We start from the raw sequence: 23,374 nt of genomic DNA, 5'->3' as shown, positions 1-23,374 counted from the left end.
AACACCACGTGTCCACCCAGCCCGCCTACACCCGCCGCCTGGTCGAACTGCTCGACCGGCTGGCCACGACCCAGAACGAGATCCTCGACCAGGTCGCGGTCCGGTGCGCCGACGCCGTCCAGGCCGGCGGTCTGATCCACCTCTTCGGCAGCGGCCACTCGGTGCTCCCCACCCAGGATGCGTTCCCGCGATACGGCAGCTTCGTCGGACTCCACCCGCTGACGGACCCGCGGCTGATGTGGCACAACGTCCTCGGCCCCGGCGGCGTGCGAGAGCTGCTGTGGCTCGAGCGCACCGAGGACTACGTCGACAAGTACCTCGCGAACCAGCCGCTGAACGCGGGCGACGTGCTCGTCGTGTACAGCCACGGCGGACGCAACTCGGCCGGCATCGAAGCCGCGATGTACGCCGGGGAGCGAGGCCTCTTCACCGTCGCCGTCACGTCGTCGGAGTCCCTGTCCCGGCCGGCGGAGCACTCGACCGGCAAGCGTCTCGCCGACGTCTGTGACGTCATGGTCGACACGGGGGTGCCGGTCGAGGACGCCCTGATCACGGTCGAGGGCTGGGACCGGCCGGTGGGTGGCTCCTCCACCGTGGTCGCCTCCGTTGTGAGTCACGAGATCATCACTCGGACGGCGGCAGTGCTCGGGTCGCGGGGTGTGGTGTTGCCGACGTTCGTGTCTCCGACGGTCGCGGGCGCGACGCTGGCGAGCAACAACGAGGTCTTCGCGGCACACCGGGCACTGCTGCACGCCGCGGAGGGACGCGCGATCCAGGAGCGGTAGCGGGTGCCCCACGCGCAGGGGCCGTTGTGCCAAACTCGACGGCCCCCGCGCACACGCCGCCACGTCTCACGTGCGACGGCCGCGATCGCGCCGCGGCAGCGGAGCACCCGGCGCCGGCACCGGGCTAGCGTCGCTTGTCCGCCTAGGCGGCGAGCGCCGCGCGCAGGATCGCCTTGGCGCGGGAGTCGAGTGGCACGTGCGCGGCGAGGCTCGGCCCGCCGCACAGGTCGCTGAGGAGCATTAGGTCGGCGGCCATGCCGGCTGTCGTCGGGTCCGCGGCCGCGGCGATGCGGGTGCCGTCGAGGTCGTATCGGTTGCCGTGCCGTGCCAGCCAGGCCACAGCGGCGTAGGTCTCCTCGACGGCGGCGGCATAGTAGGTCTTCGGGCACCGACTGTAGTCCACGACAACCACCGCCGCGGTCAGATCGGTGGCGAGCATGGTGGCTCGGCGGCGGGTACCGACGTTCCCCACGACGTGATCGTCGCCGTGCACGTAAACGATGACGGGTAGCGCTCCGGCGGCACCGGTCAGTCGAAACAGGCGGAGCCGGATCCGGCCGTGCGGACCGCCGGGAATGCTGAGGTCGCGGACGTCCAGCGATGCTCCAATGTCCGCGGCCGACGCCGGTCCGGTCAGCGGCCGAAGCGGTGCCGGTGTGGTTGACGGATGGTTCGTCACTGTCGGCGCGCGGGCGCTTGTGCCGGATCGCGCGGAGTTCGTCGACAGAGCGGCAATGGTCTGGCTGAGAATCGTCATCGGCGTGTCCACCTCGAATCTCCAGGCGGCCCGGGTCGGGCCGCGACGTCAGGTTGCGACCTCAGGTTCGGACTGCGAGAGCGACGCCGTCGTGACGGTCGAGGGTGCCGGGGCCGGTCATGGCGATCCAGCCGCCGCGGGCGAGGACGAGTTCGATGAGCTCGTCCACCGCGTCGTCGGTGACGTCGGGGTGCTCCACGTCGTCGGCGAGGTTGAGCGTGTCGCCGTCGTCGCTGATTCGGGCGGGATAGAACAGTGATTCGTCCACGGCGAGTACCTCAGGTGCGATGGTGCGGGCGGCGTACCATGCGGCCGGCACACCGCTGGCGACCCGGCCCGCAGCGGCGCGACGGGCGATGAGAGCGAGCGTCTCGTCGCGGCGGCGGCCCAGGTAGGTGTCCAGGGCGGCGCGGGTGCGAGTGGCAAGGTGAGCCGCGGACGCGTTGTTGACATTGCCGCGCACCACGCCGGCCACCCGATCGGTGTTGAGCGAGACGCGCTGGAACGCGCCGAGCGCCCAGTCGGATCCGACGAGCACCAGCGGCGCCGGGTGCCACCGCAGGTACGCGCCCAGGGCGGCGTCGACCTGCCGGTAGAAGTCGTCGTCGGTGCCCGTGCGGCGGCCGGTCCGGCACTGCCGGTCGGCGTGGCCACGGCCTCGGTGCCTTCGCCGGGGCGGCGCGTGCATGGGAAAGGCGGCCGTGAGGGCCGGCAGGACGGCGTCGCCGGCGGTGTACAGCAGCGTCGCCCGTGCGGTGTCGAAGGCCAGCACGAGGTGGTTCGGGGCGCGGTGCATCGCGAGGACGAGGTCTCGGGTGGCGAACGTCGGGTCGACCACGGCCCGGTCGCGGACGGGGATCGGTAGGCGCAGCAGCGCCTCAGTGGAGGCGGATGCGTAGATGGCCAGCGCGTGGGAAGTCGGTGCCGTGCGGGCCTGATTGACGAGGTTGGCCAGGCGCTGCGCCGCGGGGCGAGCGGCTGCGGGCTGCAGTTCGGTGGACACGCGGTGGATGGCGCGGCTGGCGAGTGCCCTCAGGCGCAGCGCGTCCGCCTGGGTGAGCTGGGCGGCCGGGGTGGTGGTCAGCAGTACCGAGATGGCCGGGTACTCCTGGATCCGCTGCAGGGCTGTGATCTGGGCTGCGGGGGGCGGGCTGGCGTGCTTGCCGATGCGGTCGGCGGCGGTCGGGGCGAACATGGCCTTCTGCTCCTCCGTACGGTGTCGGCGGACGTGCCGCTGTACGGCCGATCGCCTCCGGTCAGCAACGTCATGGATCCAGCGTTCACTGCGGCGTGCCGAACGGTCAGGACGGTTGTGCGCAGTCATCACGCCGTGTTCGTTGCCGACGGCGGGCAACATCGACCACCAGGCGGTGGAGTCCGAAGGCCGAGGAGTGCGCGCTACTGTTGCCGAATTCGGCACAGATGAGAGTCCGACAATGGTGGAGTGGGACGACATCGCCGCGGCCGCAGCCGAGGAGGCCGGCGTCCGGCACAGCGCGCTGCTGGACGGATTCCTGCCGCGGCTGGCGGATGCTTGCGCGACGGGCATGCGGCTGGGCGCGAGCGACCTGCGGCGGTTCCGGGCGCTCGGCGCGCAGGCAGCCGATCGTGATGTGGCGTTCTCGGCGCTGATCGACCTGTACCTGTCGGCCGCGTGGCGGGCCTGGCGGCACTTGCCATCCGTCGGGGGTGACGACCCGGAGGCCGTCCGGCGGGTCGGCGAGATCGTGCTGCACGCTGTGGACGACACGATCGTGGCGGTGGGCGACGGGTTCGCCGCCGCTCGGCGGGCCGCGGTGCGGTTGGAGGAGTCCGATCGCCGAGAGTTCGTCGATGACCTGCTGGGCGGCACGGCCGATCCGATGGCCATGCTCGACCGCGCCGAACGCTTCGGTCTCGACCTCGCCGCTACCCATGCGGTGGCCGTGGTCCGCAGTCCGCGGCCGCTCGGCGACGCCAGTCGCCTGGTGTCGCGGGCCATGTCGTCACTGGCCGCGGCCGGTGCCGGCGAGTTCCTGGTCACGACGCGGCGCGCGATGCTGGTCGCGGTCCTGCCCGACGGGGCGCCGGTCGAGGCGTTGCCGCAGCCGACCGGCGGCCGGATGGCGGTCGGCCGTGCTCACCCCGGCGTGGCCGGAGTGGCGCGATCGTACGAGGAGGCCGTTGACACACTCGAGTTGTCCGACCGCCTCGGTCACAGCGACCCGATCGTCCGTGCCGACGAGTTGCTGATCTACCGGGTACTGCTACGGGATCGTGAGGCGATCACCGACCTGATCGACACAGTTCTGGCGCCTCTGCGGCAGGCACGCGGCGGGGCGGGGCCACTGCTGGAGACCATCGAGGCGTACGCGGCCTCGGGCGGCAACACCGCGGCCACCGCGCGGCGGCTGCATCTGTCGGTCCGGGCGATCACCTATCGGCTGCGTCGTATCCACCAACTCACCGGCCGCGATCCGGCCGGCGCCACCGATCGGTTCGTCCTGCAGGCGGCCGTGCTCGGGGCCCGCGCCCTCGACTGGCCCAACTCCGCCGCATCGGCCGGCGAAGATTGACAACGCCTCCGCCGACCACAGCCGGCTCACGAACTGCTCGGAGTCACTCCCGCGGGACGGGCGACCGCCGGTGCGGCCCTACAGGTTTTACAAAGCAGAATCTGTTATTTCGGAGGCGCATCCAGGGTCGCGTGCCATCGATTTGGAACTTTCATCTGGCACGCTAATCCTGATGATTCTATGATCATGGCGGGCAAGGCCATGACCTGCGTATTTGAGCATACCCGTTTACGGTTGCTGACGATGTAATCCGCCTCTCTTCTTCGGAATCAGGCGACCTTGCGGTCCGGACGAGGTTTTGTCATCGTTCATCGATGTTGCACGATCGGTGCCGACGGCCAGAAGGACGAGGACATGACGAAACATCAGAATGAACCTCAGAATGAACCTCAGAATGAACCGGTGAGTGGCGAACCGCGTTTGCTGAGCCGGAGAACTGTCCTGACGACGCTGGGTGCCGTGCCGGTCCTCACGGTCGCGGCGTCGGTCCTGGGGGCTGCGGAGGCTGAGGCCGCGGCAGCGAACATCAATCCGTCGGCACCGCGACAGGCGATCCGGGGCTTCGGTGGCATGGCCCACGCGGCCTGGATCGGCGATCTGACGGCTGCGCAGCGGGATACGGCGTTCGGTGCCGGCGAGGGTCGGCTGGGGTTCTCCGTGCTGAGGATTCCGGTCGGCGAGAACCAGTCGGACTGGAGCCGGGATCTGGCGACGGCGAAGCGCGCGGTCGAACTCGGGGCGACCGTCATCGCGTCGCCGTGGAACCCGCCTGCCAGCATGATCGAAACCTTCACCCGCGGCAGCCAGACCAACGCGAAGCGGCTTAGGTACAACGCGTACGGCGCCTACGCCCAGCACCTGAACGACTTCGCCACGTACATGCGAAACAACGGGGTGAACCTCTATGGCATATCCGTGCAGAACGAACCGGATTACGCGGCGGACTGGACGTGGTGGACCTCCGCCGAAATCGTCCGGTTCCTGCGGGAGAACGCCGGCTCGATCAGCACCAGGGTCATCGCGCCCGAGTCATTTCAGTACGTGAAGTCGATGTCCGACCCGATCCTCAACGACCCCACGGCGCTCGCCAACGTGGACATCATCGGGGCTCACCTGTACGGCACCTCGTACGCGAACTTCCCCTACCCCCTGTTCAAGCAGAAGGGCGCGGGTAAGGAACTCTGGATGACCGAGGTCTACTACCCCAACAGCTCCGATTCGGGGGACCTCTGGCCGCAGGCGCTCGACGTGGGGGAGCACATCCACCACGCCATGGTGGACGCCGAGTTTCAGGCGTACATCTGGTGGACCATTCGGCGCAGCTACGGACCCATGCGGGAGGACGGTCAGATCAGCAAGCGCGGCGCCATGATGGCGCACTTCGCCAGGTTCGTCCGCCCCGGATACGTGCGGATCGACGCGACGGCGAACCCTGCGTCGAACGTCTTCGTCTCGGCGTACCGGGGCGGCGACACCGTCGTCATCGTCGCCGTCAACAAGAACACCTCGTCGGTCAGCCAGCAGTTCACCCTGGCGAACACCAGCGCGTCCGGCAGCGTCGCGAACTGGCTCACCGACGCAAACAGGAACGTCGCGCCCCAGAGCGCGCTCAGCATGACGAACGGCTCTCTCACCGTCACGCTTCCCGCCCGAAGCGCAATGACCTTCGTGACCAGCGTGAGCGGCACCGCGTCGCCAAGCCCGTCACCCAGCCTGTCGCCCAGCCCCACGTCGAGTCCCGCGCCGGGCGCTGGCACGGCACCCAGGGTCACCTACACGATGAACACCTGGAACTCCGGCTTCACGGCCAGTATCAGCATCACCAACACCGGCACGTCGACGATCAACGGCTGGACGCTCGGCTTCACCCTGCCCGCTGGCCAGTCGATCACCTCAGGCTGGAATGCCGCCTTCTCTCCCGCCAGCGGCCAGGTGAGCGCCCGCAACGTCAGCTACAACGGCACGCTCGCCTCCGGAGCCACCGTCGACCTCGGCTTCCAGGCCACTCACACAGGGAACACCGCCGAACCGACCGCCTTCACCCTCAACGGCATCCCCTGCACCGTGGCCTGACCACCAAGCGACGAATACACACGTGTGGGCCCCTCAAGGCTCTCATGCCGGGCATGGCGGGCGCGGCTGAGATGGCCCGGTTGCGCAAGGCCGTGAGCCCCGAGGTCGATGTGTTGTACTGCGAGCTGATGACCCGCCATCATCTGGGCGGCATCATGATGGTCGATGCCGTCCTCGCCCGCACCGATCGCGAGCAGGTGCGCGACCTGGCCGAGCCTATGCGCACCGGCCAGCGCTCCGAGATCACGCTGTTCGAGAAGCTGACCGAGCGCATCAAGAACCCGGCCTGATCACCCTGGGCACCGGGCGGGCCAGTGGCACGCTGGGCCGGATGGCTCGTCGGCATCAGCCCACCTGCGCGGCCGGCTGACGGCACCGGCGGCCGGGCCTCGCCGACTGATGGCGGGTGACGAGGGCTGCCCGGGTACCGCCCGCAGCGAACCGGTTCAATAGCCCGCTTCGCGATCCACCACCGCGGCCAGCGACGCGCCCGCGGCGAAGCGGCGCAGGTTCCCGGCGGCTGTGTCGAACGACCGGCGCCGGGACTGCCGGGTCGTCGAGCCGTTGTGCGGCGTCACGATGACGTTCGGTAGATCCCACAACGGGCTGCCGGCCGGGAGCGGCTCGACGTGGTGGGCGTCGAGGCCGGCGCCGGCGATCCACCCCTCGAGCAGCGCCCGCTCGAGGGCCAACTCGTCGGCGACCTCGCCGCGGGATACGTTCACGTAGTAGGCGGTCGGCTTCATCGCCCGGAACTCGGCCTCGCCCAGCATGCCGCGGGTCTGCGGCGTGAGCGGCGCGGTGACGACGACGGCGTCGCACTCGGCGAGCATCTCCGCGACCCGCTCCGGCGGGTACAGCGCGTCGACCTCGGGCGTCTCGACAGGCGTGCGGCGGGTCGCAAGGATTCGCAGGCCCAGGCCCCGGGCGATCCCGGCGAGGTGCCGGCCCGCGTGGCCGAGCCCGACCAGGCCGAGGGTCCGGCCGGCCAGCTCGCCGTGTATGGCCGGATCCCAGCGGTGTTCCCACTGCGCCCGCGCCCAGTGCCAGCCGCCCCGGTCGAGCAACAGGAGCAGCAGGACCGCGTGCTCGGCCAGCCCGATCGCGCCGTTGCCAACCGACGCGGTCAGCGTGATGTCGGGGCGGGCGGCCAGGCCGGGGGTGAAGGCGTGGTCGGCCCCGGCCGTCCAGAGGTGGATCCAGCGCAATGCCGGCGCGGCGGCCAGCTCGGCGTCGGAGATCCGGCCGATGACCGCGCCGACGTCGCCGAAGCCGACGGGCTCGCCGTCGGCCGGGAAGCGCAGCTCGAGCCCCGGGCCGGCGGCGTCGTGCAACTCCTGCCGCTCCCGCTCGTCCAGGCCGAGGCCCCGCACGACGACCGGGGTGCGCATCACCGGGCCGCTCCGGCCGGGTGCGGCGCCGTCGCCCGGTGCCGGCCGGGGCCGAGGCGTTGCGGCGGTACTCCGTCCAGGTCGAGGACCGCCGTGGTGCCGGTCGGCACCGTCGTGTCGACCTCGATGCCCTTGGCTGTCAGGCGCCACGCGATGGCCGCCTCGCCGTACGGCGTGATGTGGCGCGCGGAGGCCGACGTCAGCCCGCCGCCCGGGCGGGGCCGGAACAGGATCTCGCGGTAGCCCGGCGCGGCCGCGGCGAGGCCGGCGACGACCCGGTGCATCCAGTCCGCCACAGCCCCGAGGGCATAGTGGTTGAACGACGTCATCTGGCCGGGGTTGACCGTGCCGTCGGGGAGCAGGGCGTCCCAGCGCTCCCACACCGTGGTCGCGCCCTGGGTGACGGCGTAGAGCCAGGACGGGCACTCCCGCTCGAGTAGCAGGTCGTAGGCGGTGTCCAGGTGCCCGTTGGCCGACAGCGCGTCGCTGACGAGCGGCGTGCCGACGAACCCGGTCGCGATGCGGTTGCCGGCCTGGGCGACGAGCTCCGCCAGCCGGGCGGCCGTCGCCGCACGCTCGGCCGCATCCGGGATGAGGTCGAACGCCAGCGCGAGCGAGTAGGCGGTCTGGGCGTCGCTGGTCATCCGCCCGTCCGGCCGGACGTACTGGGCGGCGAAGGCCTTGCGGACCGCCTCGAACAGGTCCGCGTAGTGCGCCCGGTCGTCGGCCCGGCCGAGCAGCTCGGCCATCCGGGCCGCGGCGCGGGCCGAGGCGGCGAAGTACGCGGTGGCCACGAGGTAGCGGTCCGTCGTCGCGTCAGCCGGGTCCTCGGGCGGCGCGGCCGGATCGAGCCAATCGCCGAGCTGGAACCCCTCGTTCCACAGGTGGTCCGGACCGGCGAGGCGGTCGATGAGGTCGACCCAGCGCCGGGCGCTGTCGAACTGCCGCTCGACGAAGGCCAGGTCCCCGTAGCGGTCGAACATCGTCAGCGGCGTCAGCGTCGCCACGTCGCCCCAGGCCGCGCCGGGCCGGATCGGCGTCCACATGTACTTCGACGGGATCACCGGCACGTACCACGGGATCGTGCCGTCGGGCAGCTGCTCGCGGGCCACGTCCTGCAACCAGCCGCCCAGCATCCCGGACACGTCGTAGAGGAACGCCGCCGTCGGCGCGAAGACCTGCAGGTCGCCGGTCCAGCCGACGCGCTCGTCGCGCTGGGGGCAGTCGGTGGGAATGTCGAGAAAGTTCCCCCGCATGCCCCAGACGACGTTGTTGTGCAGCTGCTCCAGCATCGGATCGGAGCATGCGAACCAGCCGGTGCGCTCCAGATCGGTGTGGTAGACCCGGGCGACGATGTCGCCCGCGGCGACGGCGGCGTCCAGGTCGCCCGGCCAGCCGGACACCTCGGCGTAGCGGAAGCCGTGGAACGTGAACCGCGGCTCCCACTCCTCGGTCCCGCGCCCGGCCAGCGTGTAGTGGTCCGTGGACCGGGCCGAGCGCAGCGGGCGGGTGTACAGCTCCCCCTCCTGCAGCACCTCGGCGGTCCGGATGCGCACCGTGGCGCCGGCCGGCCCCTGCACCCGGATCCGGGGCCGGCCGACGAGGTTCTGCCCGAAGTCGAGGATGCGCGCGCCGCTCGGCGCGGTGAGCACGGCAACCGGTGCGACCTCCTCCGTGCACCGCACCGGTGGGCCGCTGGGCGCCCGCAGTACCGCCGGATCCTGCTGGTGCACCGCGACCGGGGTCCACGTCGCGTCGTCGAAGCCGGGCGACGACCATCCGGGCTGCTCCTCCCGGGCGTCGTAGTCCTCGCCGTCGTAGTTCCCGGTCCGGATGATCGGGCTCGGCGCGGCCCGCCAGGACGCGTCCGTGGCCACCGTCTCGGTCCGGCCGTCGTCGTAGCGCAGTTCGAGCTGGGCGAGCAGGGACAGGTCCGAGCCGAAGAGATTGCGGAACCCGCCGCGCCAGCCCAGGCGGCCGCGGTACCAGCCGTCGCCGAGCCACGAGCCGATGGCGTTGCCGCCCGTCCGCAGCAGCGGCGTCACGTCGTACGTGTAGTAGCGCAGGTGCTTGCCGTAGACGGTCCAGCCGGGCGACATGGCGTCGTCGCCCACGCGCCGGCCGTTGAGCTCGACCTCGTACAGGCCGTGCGCCGTCACGTAGAGGCGCGCCGAACGCAGCCCGGCACCCACTTCGAACTCCCGTCGGACCAGGGAGGGGCGCCGGTCGTCGGAGTCCGGGTCCTCGTCCCACGCCGCACCCACCGGCGCGGCCACCCAGTCGCCCGGCTCGAGCAGGCCGGCCTCGAGTTCGGTCGGCTCCGACCACGGGCCGTGGACACCGTCGGCGCCCGCGACCCGGACGCGCATGGTGGCCCGCTCCCGGGACGCGAGCGGGGCGGACGGCCACGGGACGAGGATCTGTTGGGACGTTTCAACGCGGACCTTCTCGACGGTACCGCGCCGCGCGACCTCGAGTTCGTACGCGTGCTGACGCCAGTGCGGCTCCGCCGTGGTCGTCCACGAGACGCGCGGAGCGGGCTCGCCGATGCCCCGGGGCTCGCGGTGATGTTCGATCCGCGGCGCGGAAGGCGTGCCCGGCATGCGTTGCCCTTTCATCGGAACGGCTGGGGGACCGAACTGTAACAACAGTTCTTGACACGTTTCAACCGGCGAAACAAGATGGACCCCGTGCCGATCTACACCCCCTCGGACTGGCTCAACGATGCCACCCGGCCGCCCGCCACCCCACTCGGCTCCGCCGGGCGGTTCGCCGTGCCGCTGCACGGTGGCCGGTTCGACCGCCACTTCCACGACACCGCGGAGCTGTGGTTCGTGGCCGAGGGACGGGCGAAGATCCTCGTCGACGGGGCCGAGCGGTACGTCCAGTCCGGCGACATCGTGCTCACGCTGGCGGGCGACGAGCACGACTTCATCGAGGTCTACGAGACCGTCCGCGGCTTCTTCGCGGAGAGCCCGGTCCCGCCGGGCGGCCGCGGCGGGCACCGGCACACCGACCCCGGGCTGGCCGCCGGTCACGACGTCCCCACCCGGCCACTACCCGGTGATTTCCCAGCTCGTCACGGGGACGGGGCCTCACGGGAGGGGACGGCATGAGGATCGCGGTCACGGGCAGCTCCGGCAAGCTCGGGCGGGCCACCACCGCCCGGCTGCGCGACGAGGGGCACGAGGTACTCGGCCTCGACCGCGGCGGCGAGGCCGGTTTCGGCTTCACCCGCGTCGACCTGAGCGACTACGGCCAGGTGCTCGACTCGCTGCTCGGCGTCACGGCCCGGCACACCGGGCTGGACGCGCTGGTCCACCTGGCCGCCATCCCGGTCAACGGGCTGGTGCCGGACGCCACGACGTTCCACAACAACATGGTCGCGTCGTTCAACGTGCACTTCGGGGCGCTGCGCGCGGGCCTGCGCCGGATCGTGTTCGCCTCGAGCATCACCGCGATGGGCTTCCCGTTCGACCAGCCACCACCCGAGCTGCCGGTGACCGAGGAGCACCGGGCCGCCCGGAACACCTACGGGCTGGGCAAGGTCCTCGAGGAGACGATGGCCGAGCAGCTCGTCACGTGGCAGCCGGAGCTGTCCGTGACGGCGCTGCGGTTCACCAACGTCGTCGGCGCCGGGGAGTACGGCGGGTTCGCCCGGGCGTCCGACCCCGGCTACCGCCGGGACCTGCTCGGGTCCTACGTCGACGCCCGCGACGGCGCGCTGGCCGTGTCCCTCGCCCTGGCCAAGGGCAAGCCGGGTTTTGCGGTCTACAACGTCGCGGCGCCGGACACCGGCCTCGACATCCCGTCGGCCGAGCTGGCCGCACGGTGGTTTCCGGGCGTTGCGGTTGCCGCGGACCTGGGCGAGTTCGAGTCGCTGATGTCGACCAGGAAGGCACGTGACGGGCTGGGTTTCACCGCGCAGCACCGCTGGAGAGACGAGTACCACCCGGCGTGAGCCGGCCGGTCGAAGGAGACGAATTGGTACAGCTAGAGGGCCGGCGGGCGATCGTCACGGGAGCCGCGGGCGCATTGGGCGCGGTCATCTGCGAGGTCTTCGCGCGCGAGGGCGCGGACATCGGCGGGCTCGACCTCAACGCGAGCGGCCTCGCCGCCACCGGCGATCGGGTCCGGGCGGCGGGTCGCAAGTGGGCCGGTGCCGCCGTGGACCTCACCGATTTCGCCGGGGTCCAGGAGGCGACCGCCGGGCTCGTCAGCCGCCTCGGCGGCGTCGACATCCTGGTCAACTGCGCCGGCGGCGGGGCGGTGAGCTTCTTCCACGAAATGACCCCGGACACCTGGCGCACGCAGATGGCGCGCAACCTCGACCAGGTCTTCAACGTCACCCGGGCGGTGCTGCCGACCATGCTCGCCGCGCAATCGGGGCGCATCGTCAACATCGCCTCGATCGCCGCGGTGTCGGGCGGCCGGCTGGTGCGCGGGGCGACCGCGTACGCGACCGCGAAGGCCGGCGTCATCGGGCTCACCAAGGCGCTCGCCATCGAGGTCGCCGAGCAGGGCGTCACGGTCAACGCGATCGCGCCGGGCGCCCAGGCGACGCCGGGCCGGGACCGGGACACGCCGCAGCGGCGCGCGGCTCTGCTCGACCAGATCCCCACCCGGCTGCTCGGCGAGCCCGAGCACCTGGCCGCGGCGATCGTGTTCCTGGCCGGCCCGGCCGGGGTCAACGTCACCGGCGTCGTGCTGCCGCTCGACGGCGGCCACTCCATCTGACGACCGGGAGGTCAGCTTGAAACGGTTCGAAAAGGGCGCGCACTGGTTCGAAGAGGTCTACGGCGCCGGCAAGGCCGACGGCCTGGTCGAGATGCAGACCGGGCTCGCCCAGGACCTGGCGCGCTTCGGCGTCGAGTTCAACTTCGGCGACATCTACTCGCGCCCGGGTCTGACGCTCGCCCAGCGGGAGCTGCTGTCGCTCGCCTCGCTGGTGACGATCGGCGGCCTCGAACCGCAGCTGCGCGGGCACACGCGGGGCGCGATCCGGGTCGGCTGCACGCCGACCGAGATCCTCGAGACGGTCATCCACGTGGTGCAGTACTGCGGCTTCCCGAAGGCGCTCAACGCCATCCGGGTGGTCACCGACCAGCTGATCGAGCTGGGCGTGGAGATCCCCCCGGCGCTGGGGGAGGGCGGGGAGTGAGCGTGTCGCCGCTGGTAGGGATTCAAATCGGCGCCATCTCGTTCGCCGACGAGGGCGTCGAGACGGTCCTCGACACCGTCGCGGAGAAGGCGGCGGTCAACACTGTGTTCGTCGCGACCCAGGCGTTCGACCGCGGGCTGGCCGGGCGCCAGACGTGGTACCGGCCGTGGCCGGGGCACGGCCCGGAGGAGAAGGACGACGTCCACCTCGGCGGGTCGTTCGTCGAACAGCACGCCGAGTTCTACGGCGGCACCGTCCTCGGCCCGCACCGGGCCCGGGACGCCGAGGTCGTCGGGTTCGACGCACTCGACGACGTGATCCCGGCGGCGCGCGAACGCGGCATCGCCGTCTACTCCTTCGTCCTGGAGAACACCCACTCCGGCCTGACCAGGCACGTTCCCAACTGGCCGAAGGTGCTGCAGGTCGATGCCTGGGGCCGCGCCGACGCGTACGCGTGCCTGCGCAACCCGGACTACCAGAACTGGTGGCTCTCGCTGGTCGAGGACCAGGTCAAGAGCTATCAGCTGGACGGCATCATGTGGGGGTCGGAGCGCAACGGCCCCCTGGACAACGCGCTCGGCGACGGCGGGTTCGCCCGCAACGGCAACCCGTACTGTTTCTGCCGCTGGTGCACCGAGGCCGGCGAGCGCGAGGGCATCGACGTGCGGCGGGCCCGCCAGGGGTACCTGGAGCTGGACCGCCTGCTCAACGACGAGGCCCCGGACGTGCCGGTCGGCGACTCGTCCTTCATCCGCTTCCTGCGGCTGCTGGGCACCTGTCCGGAGATCGTCGCCTGGGACGCGCTCTGGCACCGCGGCTACGAGGAGTTCCAGGCCCGGCTCTACGGGGCTGTCAAGTTCCTCAACCCCGAGGTCCGGGTCGGCTGGCACATCTGGCACCACAATTCGTTCTCACCCTGGTACCGGTCGCAGCTGGACTTCGCGAAGATGTCGTCCTACTCGGACTTCGTCAAGCCGGTGCTGTACAACAACTGCGCCGGCTACCGGCTGCACCATTACATCCGGACCGTCGCGGGCCGTCTCTTCCGCGGCGTGCCGGAGCAGACCGTGTACGACCTGTTCCGGACCTCGCTCGGCTACGACGAGGCCATCGCGTTCGAGGACCTGCCGAGCATCGGGCTCTCACCGGACTACGTCCTGCGGGAGACCCGGCGCACGGTCGCGGCCACCGCCGGCCGGGTGGCGGTGTACCCAGGGCTCGACATCAACATCCCCACCCCGGATCACGTTCGGCAGACGACGCCGGACGAGGTCCGCAAGTCGGTCCGGGCCGCGCTGGACGGCGGTGCCGACGGCGTTCTGTTGTCCCGGAAGTACTCAGAGATGACCTTCGCCAATCTCGAGGCGGCGGGCGAGGAATTGCGCTCCTGCAACGCCTGATTGGGAATCGGCCGAGGTTGTTGACCGGACCGAAACTTGCTTGTAACGTTTCATCACCCCACGCGCCCCCGAGTCGCTCCGCCGGGCGCGGATCTTGAAGGAGCCCTGAACGTGAATCTGATGATGCGCATCATGCCCCGCCGGGCGAGCGTTCCCATCGCGTTCGCCGCCGTGACGAGCCTGCTCCTAGCCGGCTGCTCAGGAGGGAAGGACGACGCCCCCGCGGGCGGCGCCAAAGAGTTCTCCGTGCTGGTCACAACCGAGAACACGCAGACCGGCGCGATGTTCGACGGCCTGAAGGCCAACCAGTGCTCCGACGCGCAGCAGCAGCTGCCGTACACGCTGTCGCAGACCCCCAGCTCGGAGATGCAGTCGAAGGTACAGCTGCTCGGCGGCCAGAACGCGCTGCCGGTGATGTACGCCGGAACCCAGTCGCTGATCGCCCCCAAGGGTGACCTGCAGGTGTCCGGCCAGGTTCTGGACCTGAAGGAAACGTTTCAAAAGCTCGGGGTGCTGGACCAGGTGACCCCGGCCGCGCAGTCGGTGATCGAGCAGCTCTACGCCGGCAGCTTCCCGACGGTGCCGCTGCAGTTCAACATCGAGGGCATCTTCTACAACAAGAAGATCTTCGCCGACCACAACATCGCGATCCCGACCACGCTCGACGAGCTCACCGCCGCCGCCGCGAAGCTGAAGTCCGAGGGCGTCACCCCGTTCGTCGCCTCCGGCAAGACCGGCTGGACGATCAGCCGGTGGCTGGGCGCGATCATCTACAGCCAGCTCGGGCCGGACGCGCTGCAGAAGGTCAAGGACAAGAAGGCCAAGCTCACCGACCCGCAGTACGTCGCCGCCGCCCAGAAGCTGCAGGAGCTGGGCAAGTACTTCATCGACGGCATCACCAACCTGGACTACGACACCATGAACGCGCAGATGCTCAACGGCAGCGCGGCCATGATGTACATGGGCACCTGGTTCCTCGCCGCGGTCAACGACCCCAAGCAGAGCAAGGTCGGCGACAACATCGGCTTCTTCGGCGTCCCCGGCATCAAGGGCTACCCGGCGAACGTCGGCTCCCCGAACGCCATCAACGCCAAGCTGTACAACGACGGCGTCGGCGCGTGGCTGACCTGCATCGCCAAGAACTGGGGCTCCGAGTCACTCAAGAAGCAGGGCACGTTCTCCGGCTTCAAGGTGAACACCCCGGTCGACAGCCTGCCGGCGCTCACGGCCGACATCCAGAAGAAGATCGACAGCGCGCCGGCCAGCGTGCTGTGGTTCGAGGGCCTCTTCACCCCGAAGGCCAACAACGACTCCAGCGCGAACGCGGCGCCGCTGCTCACCGGCGCGATGTCCGCCAAGGACTTCATGACCCTCATCCAGTCGGACCTCGACGCCGAGTCGTAGTCCGCCCGGTCCATGCCCCGGGGTGGCGGCGTCCGAGCCGGGCGCCGCCGCCCCGCCCTCAACGGAGAGGACCTCCCGTGAAGCACGTCTTCGGGAACAAGAAGGCCATCGCGACCTTCCTGCTTCCCGCGCTTCTGATCTATCTGGGAGTCATGGTCGTCCCGGCGGTCTGGTCCCTCTTCCTGGCCTTCATGCACGGCAACCCGGTCCGCGGGTTCGAGTTCACCGGCATGAAGAACATCGACAGGCTGTTCAGCGATCCCCAGGCGGGGCACGCGCTGTGGTTCACGCTCAAGTACGCGATCGTCATCAGCGTGGGCCAGATCGTGCTCGGCTACGCCCTGGCGCTGCTGTACGTCTTCGTCCTGCGCAAGGCCTCGACGTTCGTGCGTACGCTGGTGTTCTTCCCGGTGGTGGTGCCGACCGTCGCCGTCGCCCTGCTGTTCAACCGCATGTTCGCCTCCTCGCCGCAGGAGGGGCCGGTCAACGCGATCCTCGGCCTCGTCGGGCTCGGCGGCACCGACTGGTTCGCCGACGGCAACAAGGCCTTCATCGTCATCGTGATCATGGACCTGTGGCGCACCATGGGCTTCTTCGCCGTCCTGCTCTACGCGGGGCTGATCGAGATCCCGGAGGAGATCATGGAGTCGGCCCGCCTGGACGGCGCCGGCACCTGGCGGCTCGTGCGGCACATCGTGCTGCCGCTGTCGATGCCCGTGCTGCTGGCGACCGTCATCTTCAGCCTCAACGCGTCGCTCAAGGTCTTCGACTCGATCGTCGCACTCAACAACGGCGGCCCCGGCTACCAGACGACGCCACTGAACCTGCTCATGTTCAAGACGGCCTTCAGCTTCGGTGACTTCGGCTACGGCAGCACGCTCGCGCTCGTCATCACCCTGGTGTGCCTGACCGTGACCCTGTTCGTCTTCCGCTCCTCCCGGCGCGACCTCACGAAGGACTGAACCGTGACCGCGATCAACGTCGAAACGGCTCCGCGTCCGCGGACGGGGGCTCCGCGCCGGCAGTCCGGCACGCTCGCCGGCCGGCTCACCGGCGGCCTCCTCGTGAAGCTGCTCATCGCGGTGATCATCATCGCGGAGATCTACCCGATGTTCTGGATCCTGACCAACTCGTTCAAGACCAAGAGCGAGATCGTCGACGAGCCCCTGTGGTCCCTGCCGGGCGGGCTGCAATGGCACAACTACGTCGACGCCTGGACGACCGGCAGCCTCGGGCACTACGCCCTCAACAGCCTCATCGTCACGGTGCCGTCCCTGATTCTCATCCTCCTGCTGGGCGCGGCGGCCGGCTTCGCCCTCGAGGTGATGGTCTGGAAAGGCCGCAACGCCGTGCTCTTCCTCATCGTCGGCGGCATGATGGTGCCGCTGCAGATGGTGCTGCTGCCGCTGTTCACCATCTACTTCAACGTCGGCATCTCCGACAGCTACCTGCCGCTGATCATCACGTACGTCGGCCACGGGCTCCCGCTGACCGTCTTCATGATGGCCACCTATTTCCGCGCCGTGCCCCGGGAACTCTTCGAGGCGCTGGCGATCGAGGGCGGCGGGCCGTTCCGCGCGTTCTTCTCCATCGGGCTGCCGCTGATCCGCAACGGCCTGTTCACGATCGGGCTCCTGCAGTTCTTCTCGGTCTGGAACGACCTGCTCATCGCGCTGACGTTCAACGTGGACTCGAAGCTGTCGACGGTCCAGGTCGGCCTGCTGCACTTCAGCGACGAGTACGGCTCCGTCGACTACGGCCCTCTGTTCGCCGCCATCAGCATCACGGTGTTCGGCACCCTCGCCGTGTACCTCATCCTGAACCAGCAGGTCATGCGGGGCCTGACGGCCGGGTCGGTGAAGGGGTGATCGTCGACGCGCACACCCACATCTGGCCGCGCTGGCCCTACCGGCCCGACGTGCCCGACTCCGAGTCCCGCGGCCGGGCGGAGAACCTGTTGCTGGAGATGGACCGGGCCGGGGTCGGCGCGGCGCTCCTGGTGAACGCGCGCATCGAGCACGCCGAGGACAACAACGACTACGGTGCCGAGGTCGCGGCCGTCCACAGGGGACGGTTGCTCCAGGTCGCCGACATCGACAGCCGGTTCGGGCCGGACTACCACCGGCCGGGCGCGGCCGACCGCCTCCGCGCGACCATCGAGAAGTATCAGCCGGTCGGCGTGTCCCACTACCTCGCACCGGACAACGACGGCTGGTTGCTGTCGGACGAGGGGCGGGAGTTCTTCCGGGTCGCGCAGGACGCCCGACTGCTGGTGACCCTCGCGGCCCCGCCGAACTGGTACGACGACCTGCGCGACGTCGCCCGCCGGTTCCCCGGCCTGCCGATCATGGTCAACCATCTCGCGGTCGTCATGCTGCATCCGGACGGGATCGACGCGGGCCTCCGGCTCGTCCTCGACCGCGAGGACGTACCGAATCTGCTCGTGAAAGTCTCCGGGTACTACTACGGGCACGAGCGGCCGTGGGACTACCCGTATCTCGACCGGCTCCCCATCGTCAAGGCGTTCGCCGAGAACTGGGGTGCGGGCCGGATGGTGTGGTCGTCCGACTGGCCGTCGCTGCTGCCGCACCACAGCTACCGGCAGGCGCTGCAGGTGCTGCGGGACCACGCGGACTTCCTGAGTGCGGACGACGTCGCCCGGATCCAGGGCGGCACGCTCGAGACACTGCTACGCGAACGGGGACATCTGCAATGAGCGCGCCGAAGCCACGGGTCGGGATCGTCGTGACCGGGGCGGGCCGCCGCCGGTACTTCTTCCCCGAGGACGTCGAGCGGATGGAGCGCTTCGCCGACGTCGTCTGGCTCGAGCTCGACGGCCCCGACCGGGTGTTCGGGCCGCCGGCGGAGGACCCGGCGATCACCGCGCGGGTCGCCGAGTTCGCCGCCGACCTCGACGCGCTCGTCGTGAGCTACGGCTGCCCGCGGATCACCGACGCGGTCATGGCCGCGGCGCCGCGGCTGCGCATGATCGGCGATACCCACGGCGACCGCTTCGGGTTCCGGGTGGACGTGGCAGCCGCGCACCGCCGCGGGATCGTGGTGTGCGACACGACCAACGGCTCGTCGGACCCGGTCGCCGAGTGGGCCCTCGCGCTGGCGATGGTCGGCCTGCGCAACGCCGGCGCGCTGTTCCGCCGGCTGATCGCGGGGGAGCTGCTCTGGCCCGACCGGACCGTGTTCCTCGAGGACCCCGGCTACCTGCGCGGCGAGCTCACCGGCAAGACGGTCGGCCTCATCGCCCTCGGCAACATCGGCCGCCGACTGCTGGAGCTGCTCCGGCCGTTCCACGTGCGGGTGCTCGCCCACGACCCGGGCGCCCCGGACGTGCTCGCCAACGCCTACGACATCGACCTGACGAGCCTGGACAATGTGCTCGAGCGCTCCGACGTCGTCATCTGCCTCGTGCCGCTGACGCAGGCGACGGCGGGCCTGATCGGGCGGGAGCAGATCGCCCGGCTGCGCCCCGGGGCGGTGTTCGTCAATGTCTCGCGCGGCGCCGTGGTGGATACCGAGGCGCTGGTGGACCGGCTGCGCCGGGGCGATATCATTGCCTGCCTCGATGTCGTCGAGCCCGAGCCCTTGCCGACCGACTCGCCTCTGCGCACAATGCCTAATGTGTTCCTGAGCCCGCACATCGCCGGCGTGACGGACGCCGCGGAGTCGAGGTTCTTCGAATACATGGTGGACGACGTCGAGCGCGTCCTCGCCGGGGTGCGCCCGCGCTACCGGCTGGTGCCGCGCGAGCCCAGTTCCGCGTGAGACGTTGTGGAGTAGTCCGACGGTGAGTGAACGAGGCAACGGCGCGGTGAACAAGGTCGGCATTCGCGAGGTGGCGCAGCACGCGGGTGTCGCGCTGGGCACGGTGTCGCACTACCTCAACCATCCGGAGCGGGTGTCGGAGGAGAAGGCCGAGCGTATCCGCCTCGCCATCCAGGAGCTTGGGTTCGTCCCCAACATCGTCGGCCGCCAGCTGCGCCTCGGCGAGAGCAACGCCATCGCCTACATCGCGCCCGACTTCAGCAACCCGTTCTTCTTCACCCTCGTCGAGGGGGTGGAGGCGCGGGCGGCGGAGCACGGGCTGGCGGTGTTCGTGGTCAACGCGCACGGCAACCGCGAGCGGGAGGACCAGTACATCGGGCTGTTCGAGCGCTACCGGGTGCGCGGCATGCTGGTCGCGTCGTTCGAGCGGCTGGAGGACCGGCTGGCGGCGGTGCGCCGGCGCGGCACGCCCAACGTGCTGATCGGCGGCCGCGCCGTCTCCGAGCAGCAGCCGTCGGTCTCGGTGGACGAGGTCGTCGGCGGGCGGCTCGCGGGGGAGCACCTGCTGTCGCTCGGGCGCCGGCGCCTGGCCTTCGTCGGCGGGCCGCTGTCGATCCAGCAGGTCGCCGGGCGGCTGCAGGGGGCGAGCCTCGCGGTGCGGGAGGCCGGGACGGCCACTCTCGAGGTGGTCGACATCGCCGAGCGCACGATCCGGGCCGGGCGGGCCGTCGGGCACCGCATCGTGGCCCGCGACCCGGCGCTGCGGCCCGACGCCGTGTTCGCGGTCAACGACCTGCTCGCCATCGGCATCATGCACGCGTTCGTCATGGCCGGCCTGCGGATCCCGGAGGACATCGCCGTCATCGGCTACGACGACATCGAATATGCCGAGTCGTCGATCGTTCCGCTCTCCTCGATCCGCACCCCGCACGAGGACTTCGGCTCGGTGGCCGTGGACCTGCTGCTGAGGAACATCGAGTCGGGTGCGGTACACCACGAGGTCTTCACGCCCGAGCTCGTCATCCGCGCCAGCACGAGCGGCTCGGTTCCCGCCTGATCCGGGCCGCTCGGCCGTCGCTTATCGGGCGACCTCCTTCAGGTGCAGCATGCGGGCCAGCACGTGGTCGAGCTCGTCGTCGCGGAAGACCTTCTTCCAGTCGTCGCGCAGGATCGACTCGCGGCCGTAGTCCATCGCGATGAGGCAGGCGTCGCTGAACGGGTTGTCGCCCTTCAGCGTGTTCGCCAGCGCGACCTGGGTGTGCCCGAGCAGGATCGCCCGGGCCGCCGGCTCCGGGACACCGAGCTTCACGGTCTCGTCCAGCGCCTCCTTCAGCAGCGAGCCGACCATGCAGGCGATGGTCTCGACCAGGGTCGGCTCAAGCTGGGCGAGCTGCTTGACCGTCACCCAGTGCACGTCGCCGACCGGGGCGAAGATGGCCCGCACCACGGTCTCCACCCGGTCCTTGACGGCTGGGTCGTCCGACTCGACCGCGGCGATCGCGTCCTGGAGGGCCGCGATGCCGCCGAACGTGTCCGCGTACTCCTCGGGGGTGTGGCGCTCCACGAAGACCGAGGGGTGGCACGGGTGCGTGACCGCCTGGACGATCTCGTCGCGGCGGGTGAGCAGGCCGGCGTAGGCGGCCGCCGGGTCGAGCGTGAGCACGACGCTGCCCGGCTTCATCAGCGCAACCAGCTCGGCCGACACCGACTCCAGCGCCAGGTCGGGCACGGCCAGGATCACGACGTCGGCATCGGCGACGGCGGCGGGGGAGTCGGTGAGGGTGCGGCCGGCCGCCGTCACGCGGTCCCGTCCGGCGGGCGAGTTTTCGCTGTACCACACCTGGTGGGCGGTCTTGACGAGGTTGTTGGAGACCCGCATCCCCATCTTCCCGCCGGCCCCGATCACCGCGATCTTCAACGCCTCGGTGTCACTCATGGTCGTGCTCCTTCTGATAGTCGCGGAGGTATTCGAGTGCGACGGCCGTCCACCGCTGCTCTTCGGCCGCGGTCGCCGCGGGGTCGCCCTGCCAGGGCAGCCAGTGCTCGACGATCTGGGAGATGCCGTTGGGCTCGGGCCGCACCGCGCGCTCGAGGTGCGGGTAGTCCAGCAGCCCGGTGCCGAGCGGGGTGCCGGTGTACTGGAACCCGACCCAGCCCTCGCTGCGGGTGAAGGCGAAGTCCTTGACGTGGACGTCCTTGACGTACGGCGCGCACCGCTCGACGGTGTCGCGGGGCAGGTCGAGCGCGGCGACCCCGTTGCCCGGGTCCAGGCAGATGCCGAGCCGGTCCGAGCCGACCGCCTCGACGAGTCTGCGCAGATTCCGCACGGGTACCCGCTCGTACGTCTCCAGCGCGATCGTCACCCCGGCCCGGTCGTAGTCCGGCAGCACCGCCCGCAGCCGCCCCTCGGACTCCTCCAGCGGCGCGTCGTCGCCCACCGGGTTGAGCATCGTGCGCACGACCGGGGCCTCGAGGACGTCGGCGAGGCGCAGGAACGCGGTCAGGTGGTCGGTCATCGTGCCGCGGGTGCCGAGCTCGAGCCGCAGGCCGAGGTCGTCCGCGCGGCGGCGCAGGTCGCGCAGCTCGTCCCGGCCGAAGGTGAGGATCTTCGGGTAGTCGCAGATCTGGAACATGCCGACGCCCTGGGCCGCCGTGCGCTCCAGGGCCTGGGCGAGCGTGAGCGGCCGCGGCATCCGGTCGGACAGCTGCCAGAAGAACGCGTACGTGCCGAGCCCGATCACGCCCGTCCCTCCAATGCCTCGTCCAGGACCTTCGCCAGGTTCGCGGGATCGTGCGCGAAGCGGCCGAGGAACAGGCCGTCCACGCCGTCGCCGAGCTCGCCGAGCAGGCCCGGGCCGGCGCTGCCGCCGTAGAGCACGGCTCCGCCCGGGGCCACCTCGGCGAGCACCTGGCGCAGGTGCCGGGTCACCGGCGTGATCTCGCCGGCCGGCGCGGGCTGCGCGGCGCCGATGGACGTGAGCGGCTCGTAGGCCACCCACACCGGTCCGGCGGGTGCCTGTGCCAGGGCCGCGCGGAGCTGGGCCTCGGCGACGGCCGCCGCGTCCTCGTCCGGCCGCGCGCCGACGCAGATCAGCGGGGTGAGGCCGTGCCGGGCGGCGACCGCGACCTTGGCGGCCACCGTCTCGTCGGTCTCGCCGTACAGTCGGCGCCGTTCGGCGTGTCCGATCTCGACCACGGCGACGCCGGCCTCGGCGAGCTCGGCCGCGCTGACCTCGCCCGTGTACGGCCCCGGCTCGCCGGCCGCCACGTCCTGGGCGGCCAACCGGACCGGCGTGCCCGCGAACGCCGCGGCGGCGCCCGGGATGGCCAGGTGACTGGGCGCGACGAACAGCACCGTGCGCCCGTCCTCGAGCTCCGGCCGGTCCGCCGCCAGCGCGGCCACGGCCCGGCACCAGTCGTGGGCGGCGCGCAGCCCGAAGTACATCTTCAGGCTCACCCCGACGATCAAGAGGCTTCCTTCATCTCGTACCGGCCCAGCACGGCGAGCTTGTCGAAGCTCGCGCTGGTGGGGTCGAAGCGGTACCCGAGCCACTCGCGGACGAGCCGCCGGGCCAGTTCGATGCCGATGACCCGCTGGCCCAGGCACAGCACCTGGGCGTTGTTGCTCAGCACGGACCGCTCGACGGAGAAGCTGTCGTGCGCCGTCACGGCCCGGATCCCGGGTACCTTGTTGGCCGAGATCGCCACGCCGAGCCCGGTACCGCAGACCAGCAGGGCCCGGTCGGCCTCGCCGCGGGCGATCATCTCGGCGGCCTCGATGGCGACGCGTGGGTACGGCGCGTGGCCGTCGGCCTCCACCCCGACGTCGACGACGGAGGCGACGAGGTCGCTCGCCTCGAGGTCGGCTTTGAGCAGCTCCTTGTAGCGGTACCCGGCGTCGTCGCCGCCGACGACGATCCGCAGGCGATCGGTCACGATGTCTCCTCGAGTTGGGTCAGGCGATCGGCGGCGGCCGTCATGGCGATGGCGAAGGACCGCGCGCCCGGGTCGGGGGTGCCGAGGCCGGTCCTGCGGGCCATGGCCGACGGGCAGATCGCCCGCATCGAG

At 70.7% G+C, this 23,374-nt stretch carries 23 protein-coding genes; 15 read left to right on the top strand and 8 right to left on the bottom strand.

The genetic code is table 11. From position 1 onward, the window contains the following. Positions 1 to 8: 8 nt before the first annotated feature. Positions 9 to 785 carry a sugar isomerase domain-containing protein gene (locus ABZS66_RS34140; RefSeq protein WP_354764990.1) on the top strand — a complete coding sequence of 259 codons (777 nt, stop codon included), beginning with the start codon at positions 9 to 11 and terminating at the stop codon, positions 783 to 785. A 142-nt stretch (positions 786 to 927) separates the two neighbouring features. Here the strand turns inward: ABZS66_RS34140 and ABZS66_RS34135 are convergent, their stop codons facing one another. Beyond that, positions 928 to 1,542, bottom strand: a complete 615-nt coding sequence (locus ABZS66_RS34135; RefSeq protein WP_354764988.1) for an alpha/beta hydrolase fold domain-containing protein — start codon at positions 1,540 to 1,542, stop codon at positions 928 to 930. A gap of 61 nt (positions 1,543 to 1,603) precedes the next feature. After that, positions 1,604 to 2,737: a hypothetical protein gene (locus ABZS66_RS34130; RefSeq protein WP_354764986.1), complete on the bottom strand. Its 1,134-nt coding sequence runs from the start codon at positions 2,735 to 2,737 to the stop codon at positions 1,604 to 1,606. Between ABZS66_RS34130 and ABZS66_RS34125 the strand changes: the two genes are divergently transcribed. From ABZS66_RS34125 to ABZS66_RS34115, 3 genes are all read left to right on the top strand, one after another. Beyond that, positions 2,736 to 4,097: a helix-turn-helix domain-containing protein gene (locus ABZS66_RS34125; RefSeq protein WP_354764984.1), complete on the top strand. Its 1,362-nt coding sequence runs from the start codon at positions 2,736 to 2,738 to the stop codon at positions 4,095 to 4,097. The genes ABZS66_RS34130 and ABZS66_RS34125 overlap by 2 nt on opposite strands. A gap of 402 nt (positions 4,098 to 4,499) precedes the next feature. Further along, entirely contained in the window at positions 4,500 to 6,170 is a 1,671-nt protein-coding gene (locus tag ABZS66_RS34120) for a cellulose binding domain-containing protein (RefSeq protein WP_354764982.1), read from the top strand. Between the two features lie 44 nt (positions 6,171 to 6,214). After that, positions 6,215 to 6,460: a DUF305 domain-containing protein gene (locus tag ABZS66_RS34115; RefSeq protein WP_354764980.1), complete on the top strand. Its 246-nt coding sequence runs from the start codon at positions 6,215 to 6,217 to the stop codon at positions 6,458 to 6,460. A 156-nt stretch (positions 6,461 to 6,616) separates the two neighbouring features. On the opposite strand, the gene ABZS66_RS34110 is transcribed toward ABZS66_RS34115, so the two are convergent. Beyond that, positions 6,617 to 7,561, bottom strand: coding sequence for a D-2-hydroxyacid dehydrogenase (locus ABZS66_RS34110; RefSeq protein ID WP_354765026.1), 945 nt, complete (start codon positions 7,559 to 7,561; stop codon positions 6,617 to 6,619). Further along, positions 7,561 to 10,164, bottom strand: a complete 2,604-nt coding sequence (locus ABZS66_RS34105; RefSeq protein ID WP_354764978.1) for a family 78 glycoside hydrolase catalytic domain — start codon at positions 10,162 to 10,164, stop codon at positions 7,561 to 7,563. Before ABZS66_RS34105 ends, ABZS66_RS34110 begins: the two co-directional genes overlap by 1 nt. 87 nt (positions 10,165 to 10,251) lie before the next feature. Between ABZS66_RS34105 and ABZS66_RS34100 the strand changes: the two genes are divergently transcribed. From ABZS66_RS34100 to ABZS66_RS34050, 11 genes are all read left to right on the top strand, one after another. Then, positions 10,252 to 10,677 carry an AraC family ligand binding domain-containing protein gene (locus tag ABZS66_RS34100; protein ID WP_354764976.1) on the top strand — a complete coding sequence of 142 codons (426 nt, stop codon included), beginning with the start codon at positions 10,252 to 10,254 and terminating at the stop codon, positions 10,675 to 10,677. After that, on the top strand, positions 10,674 to 11,522 hold the full coding sequence (locus tag ABZS66_RS34095; protein ID WP_354764974.1) for an NAD(P)-dependent oxidoreductase: 849 nt from the start codon (positions 10,674 to 10,676) through the stop codon (positions 11,520 to 11,522). The genes ABZS66_RS34100 and ABZS66_RS34095 overlap by 4 nt, the downstream gene beginning before the upstream one ends. A gap of 23 nt (positions 11,523 to 11,545) precedes the next feature. After that, positions 11,546 to 12,298, top strand: coding sequence for an SDR family NAD(P)-dependent oxidoreductase (locus ABZS66_RS34090; protein WP_354764972.1), 753 nt, complete (start codon positions 11,546 to 11,548; stop codon positions 12,296 to 12,298). A gap of 16 nt (positions 12,299 to 12,314) precedes the next feature. Beyond that, the gene (locus ABZS66_RS34085) at positions 12,315 to 12,722 is read left to right on the top strand and encodes a carboxymuconolactone decarboxylase family protein (RefSeq protein WP_229835708.1); all 408 of its coding nucleotides are present in this window, start codon (positions 12,315 to 12,317) and stop codon (positions 12,720 to 12,722) included. A 2-nt stretch (positions 12,723 to 12,724) separates the two neighbouring features. Then, a complete protein-coding gene (locus ABZS66_RS34080) occupies positions 12,725 to 14,122 on the top strand; it encodes a hypothetical protein (protein WP_354764969.1) in 1,398 nt (465 codons plus the stop codon). A 120-nt stretch (positions 14,123 to 14,242) separates the two neighbouring features. Further along, positions 14,243 to 15,526 carry an extracellular solute-binding protein gene (locus ABZS66_RS34075; RefSeq protein ID WP_354765024.1) on the top strand — a complete coding sequence of 428 codons (1,284 nt, stop codon included), beginning with the start codon at positions 14,243 to 14,245 and terminating at the stop codon, positions 15,524 to 15,526. Between the two features lie 77 nt (positions 15,527 to 15,603). Continuing rightward, positions 15,604 to 16,488 carry a sugar ABC transporter permease gene (locus ABZS66_RS34070; protein WP_190251732.1) on the top strand — a complete coding sequence of 295 codons (885 nt, stop codon included), beginning with the start codon at positions 15,604 to 15,606 and terminating at the stop codon, positions 16,486 to 16,488. A gap of 3 nt (positions 16,489 to 16,491) precedes the next feature. Next, complete coding sequence (locus ABZS66_RS34065) at positions 16,492 to 17,394, top strand: carbohydrate ABC transporter permease (RefSeq protein WP_354764967.1); 903 nt, start codon at positions 16,492 to 16,494, stop codon at positions 17,392 to 17,394. After that, on the top strand, positions 17,391 to 18,242 hold the full coding sequence (locus ABZS66_RS34060) for an amidohydrolase family protein (protein ID WP_354764965.1): 852 nt from the start codon (positions 17,391 to 17,393) through the stop codon (positions 18,240 to 18,242). The genes ABZS66_RS34065 and ABZS66_RS34060 overlap by 4 nt, the downstream gene beginning before the upstream one ends. Further along, positions 18,239 to 19,306, top strand: a complete 1,068-nt coding sequence (locus ABZS66_RS34055) for a hydroxyacid dehydrogenase (protein ID WP_354764964.1) — start codon at positions 18,239 to 18,241, stop codon at positions 19,304 to 19,306. Before ABZS66_RS34060 ends, ABZS66_RS34055 begins: the two co-directional genes overlap by 4 nt. Before the next feature lie 22 nt (positions 19,307 to 19,328). Next, positions 19,329 to 20,363, top strand: coding sequence for a LacI family DNA-binding transcriptional regulator (locus ABZS66_RS34050; protein WP_354764963.1), 1,035 nt, complete (start codon positions 19,329 to 19,331; stop codon positions 20,361 to 20,363). A gap of 21 nt (positions 20,364 to 20,384) precedes the next feature. Here the strand turns inward: ABZS66_RS34050 and ABZS66_RS34045 are convergent, their stop codons facing one another. From ABZS66_RS34045 to ABZS66_RS34030, 4 genes are read right to left on the bottom strand one after another with little or no spacing between them, the layout of a single operon-like run. Next, complete coding sequence (locus ABZS66_RS34045; RefSeq protein ID WP_354764962.1) at positions 20,385 to 21,242, bottom strand: phosphogluconate dehydrogenase C-terminal domain-containing protein; 858 nt, start codon at positions 21,240 to 21,242, stop codon at positions 20,385 to 20,387. Continuing rightward, the gene (locus ABZS66_RS34040) at positions 21,235 to 22,047 is read right to left on the bottom strand and encodes a TIM barrel protein (protein WP_354764960.1); all 813 of its coding nucleotides are present in this window, start codon (positions 22,045 to 22,047) and stop codon (positions 21,235 to 21,237) included. The genes ABZS66_RS34045 and ABZS66_RS34040 overlap by 8 nt, the downstream gene beginning before the upstream one ends. Then, positions 22,044 to 22,775 carry a triose-phosphate isomerase family protein gene (locus ABZS66_RS34035; RefSeq protein ID WP_354764958.1) on the bottom strand — a complete coding sequence of 244 codons (732 nt, stop codon included), beginning with the start codon at positions 22,773 to 22,775 and terminating at the stop codon, positions 22,044 to 22,046. The genes ABZS66_RS34040 and ABZS66_RS34035 overlap by 4 nt, the downstream gene beginning before the upstream one ends. Beyond that, on the bottom strand, positions 22,772 to 23,242 hold the full coding sequence (locus tag ABZS66_RS34030) for a ribose-5-phosphate isomerase (RefSeq protein WP_354764956.1): 471 nt from the start codon (positions 23,240 to 23,242) through the stop codon (positions 22,772 to 22,774). Before ABZS66_RS34030 ends, ABZS66_RS34035 begins: the two co-directional genes overlap by 4 nt. Positions 23,243 to 23,374: the final 132 nt, after the last annotated feature.

The sequence above is a fragment of the Dactylosporangium sp. NPDC005572 genome (assembly GCF_040605515.1).
Classification (GTDB): domain Bacteria; phylum Actinomycetota; class Actinomycetes; order Mycobacteriales; family Micromonosporaceae; genus Dactylosporangium.
The sequence above is the reverse complement of the archived record's forward strand: the minus strand, read 5'-3'. Positions and strand labels throughout refer to the sequence as shown.

Excerpts from the sequence above, each read along its gene's own strand:
- ABZS66_RS34105 (WP_354764978.1), bottom strand. The coding sequence starts at position 10,164 with ATGCCGGGCACGCCTTCCGCGCCGCGGATCGAACATCACCGCGAGCCC.
- ABZS66_RS34135 (WP_354764988.1), bottom strand. The coding sequence starts at position 1,542 with ATGACGATTCTCAGCCAGACCATTGCCGCTCTGTCGACGAACTCCGCG.
- ABZS66_RS34130 (WP_354764986.1), bottom strand. The coding sequence starts at position 2,737 with ATGTTCGCCCCGACCGCCGCCGACCGCATCGGCAAGCACGCCAGCCCG.
- ABZS66_RS34095 (WP_354764974.1), top strand. The coding sequence starts at position 10,674 with ATGAGGATCGCGGTCACGGGCAGCTCCGGCAAGCTCGGGCGGGCCACC.
- ABZS66_RS34045 (WP_354764962.1), bottom strand. The coding sequence starts at position 21,242 with ATGAGTGACACCGAGGCGTTGAAGATCGCGGTGATCGGGGCCGGCGGG.
- ABZS66_RS34125 (WP_354764984.1), top strand. The coding sequence starts at position 2,736 with ATGGCCTTCTGCTCCTCCGTACGGTGTCGGCGGACGTGCCGCTGTACG.
- ABZS66_RS34115 (WP_354764980.1), top strand. The coding sequence starts at position 6,215 with ATGCCGGGCATGGCGGGCGCGGCTGAGATGGCCCGGTTGCGCAAGGCC.
- ABZS66_RS34055 (WP_354764964.1), top strand. The coding sequence starts at position 18,239 with ATGAGCGCGCCGAAGCCACGGGTCGGGATCGTCGTGACCGGGGCGGGC.
- ABZS66_RS34110 (WP_354765026.1), bottom strand. The coding sequence starts at position 7,561 with ATGCGCACCCCGGTCGTCGTGCGGGGCCTCGGCCTGGACGAGCGGGAG.
- ABZS66_RS34075 (WP_354765024.1), top strand. The coding sequence starts at position 14,243 with ATGATGCGCATCATGCCCCGCCGGGCGAGCGTTCCCATCGCGTTCGCC.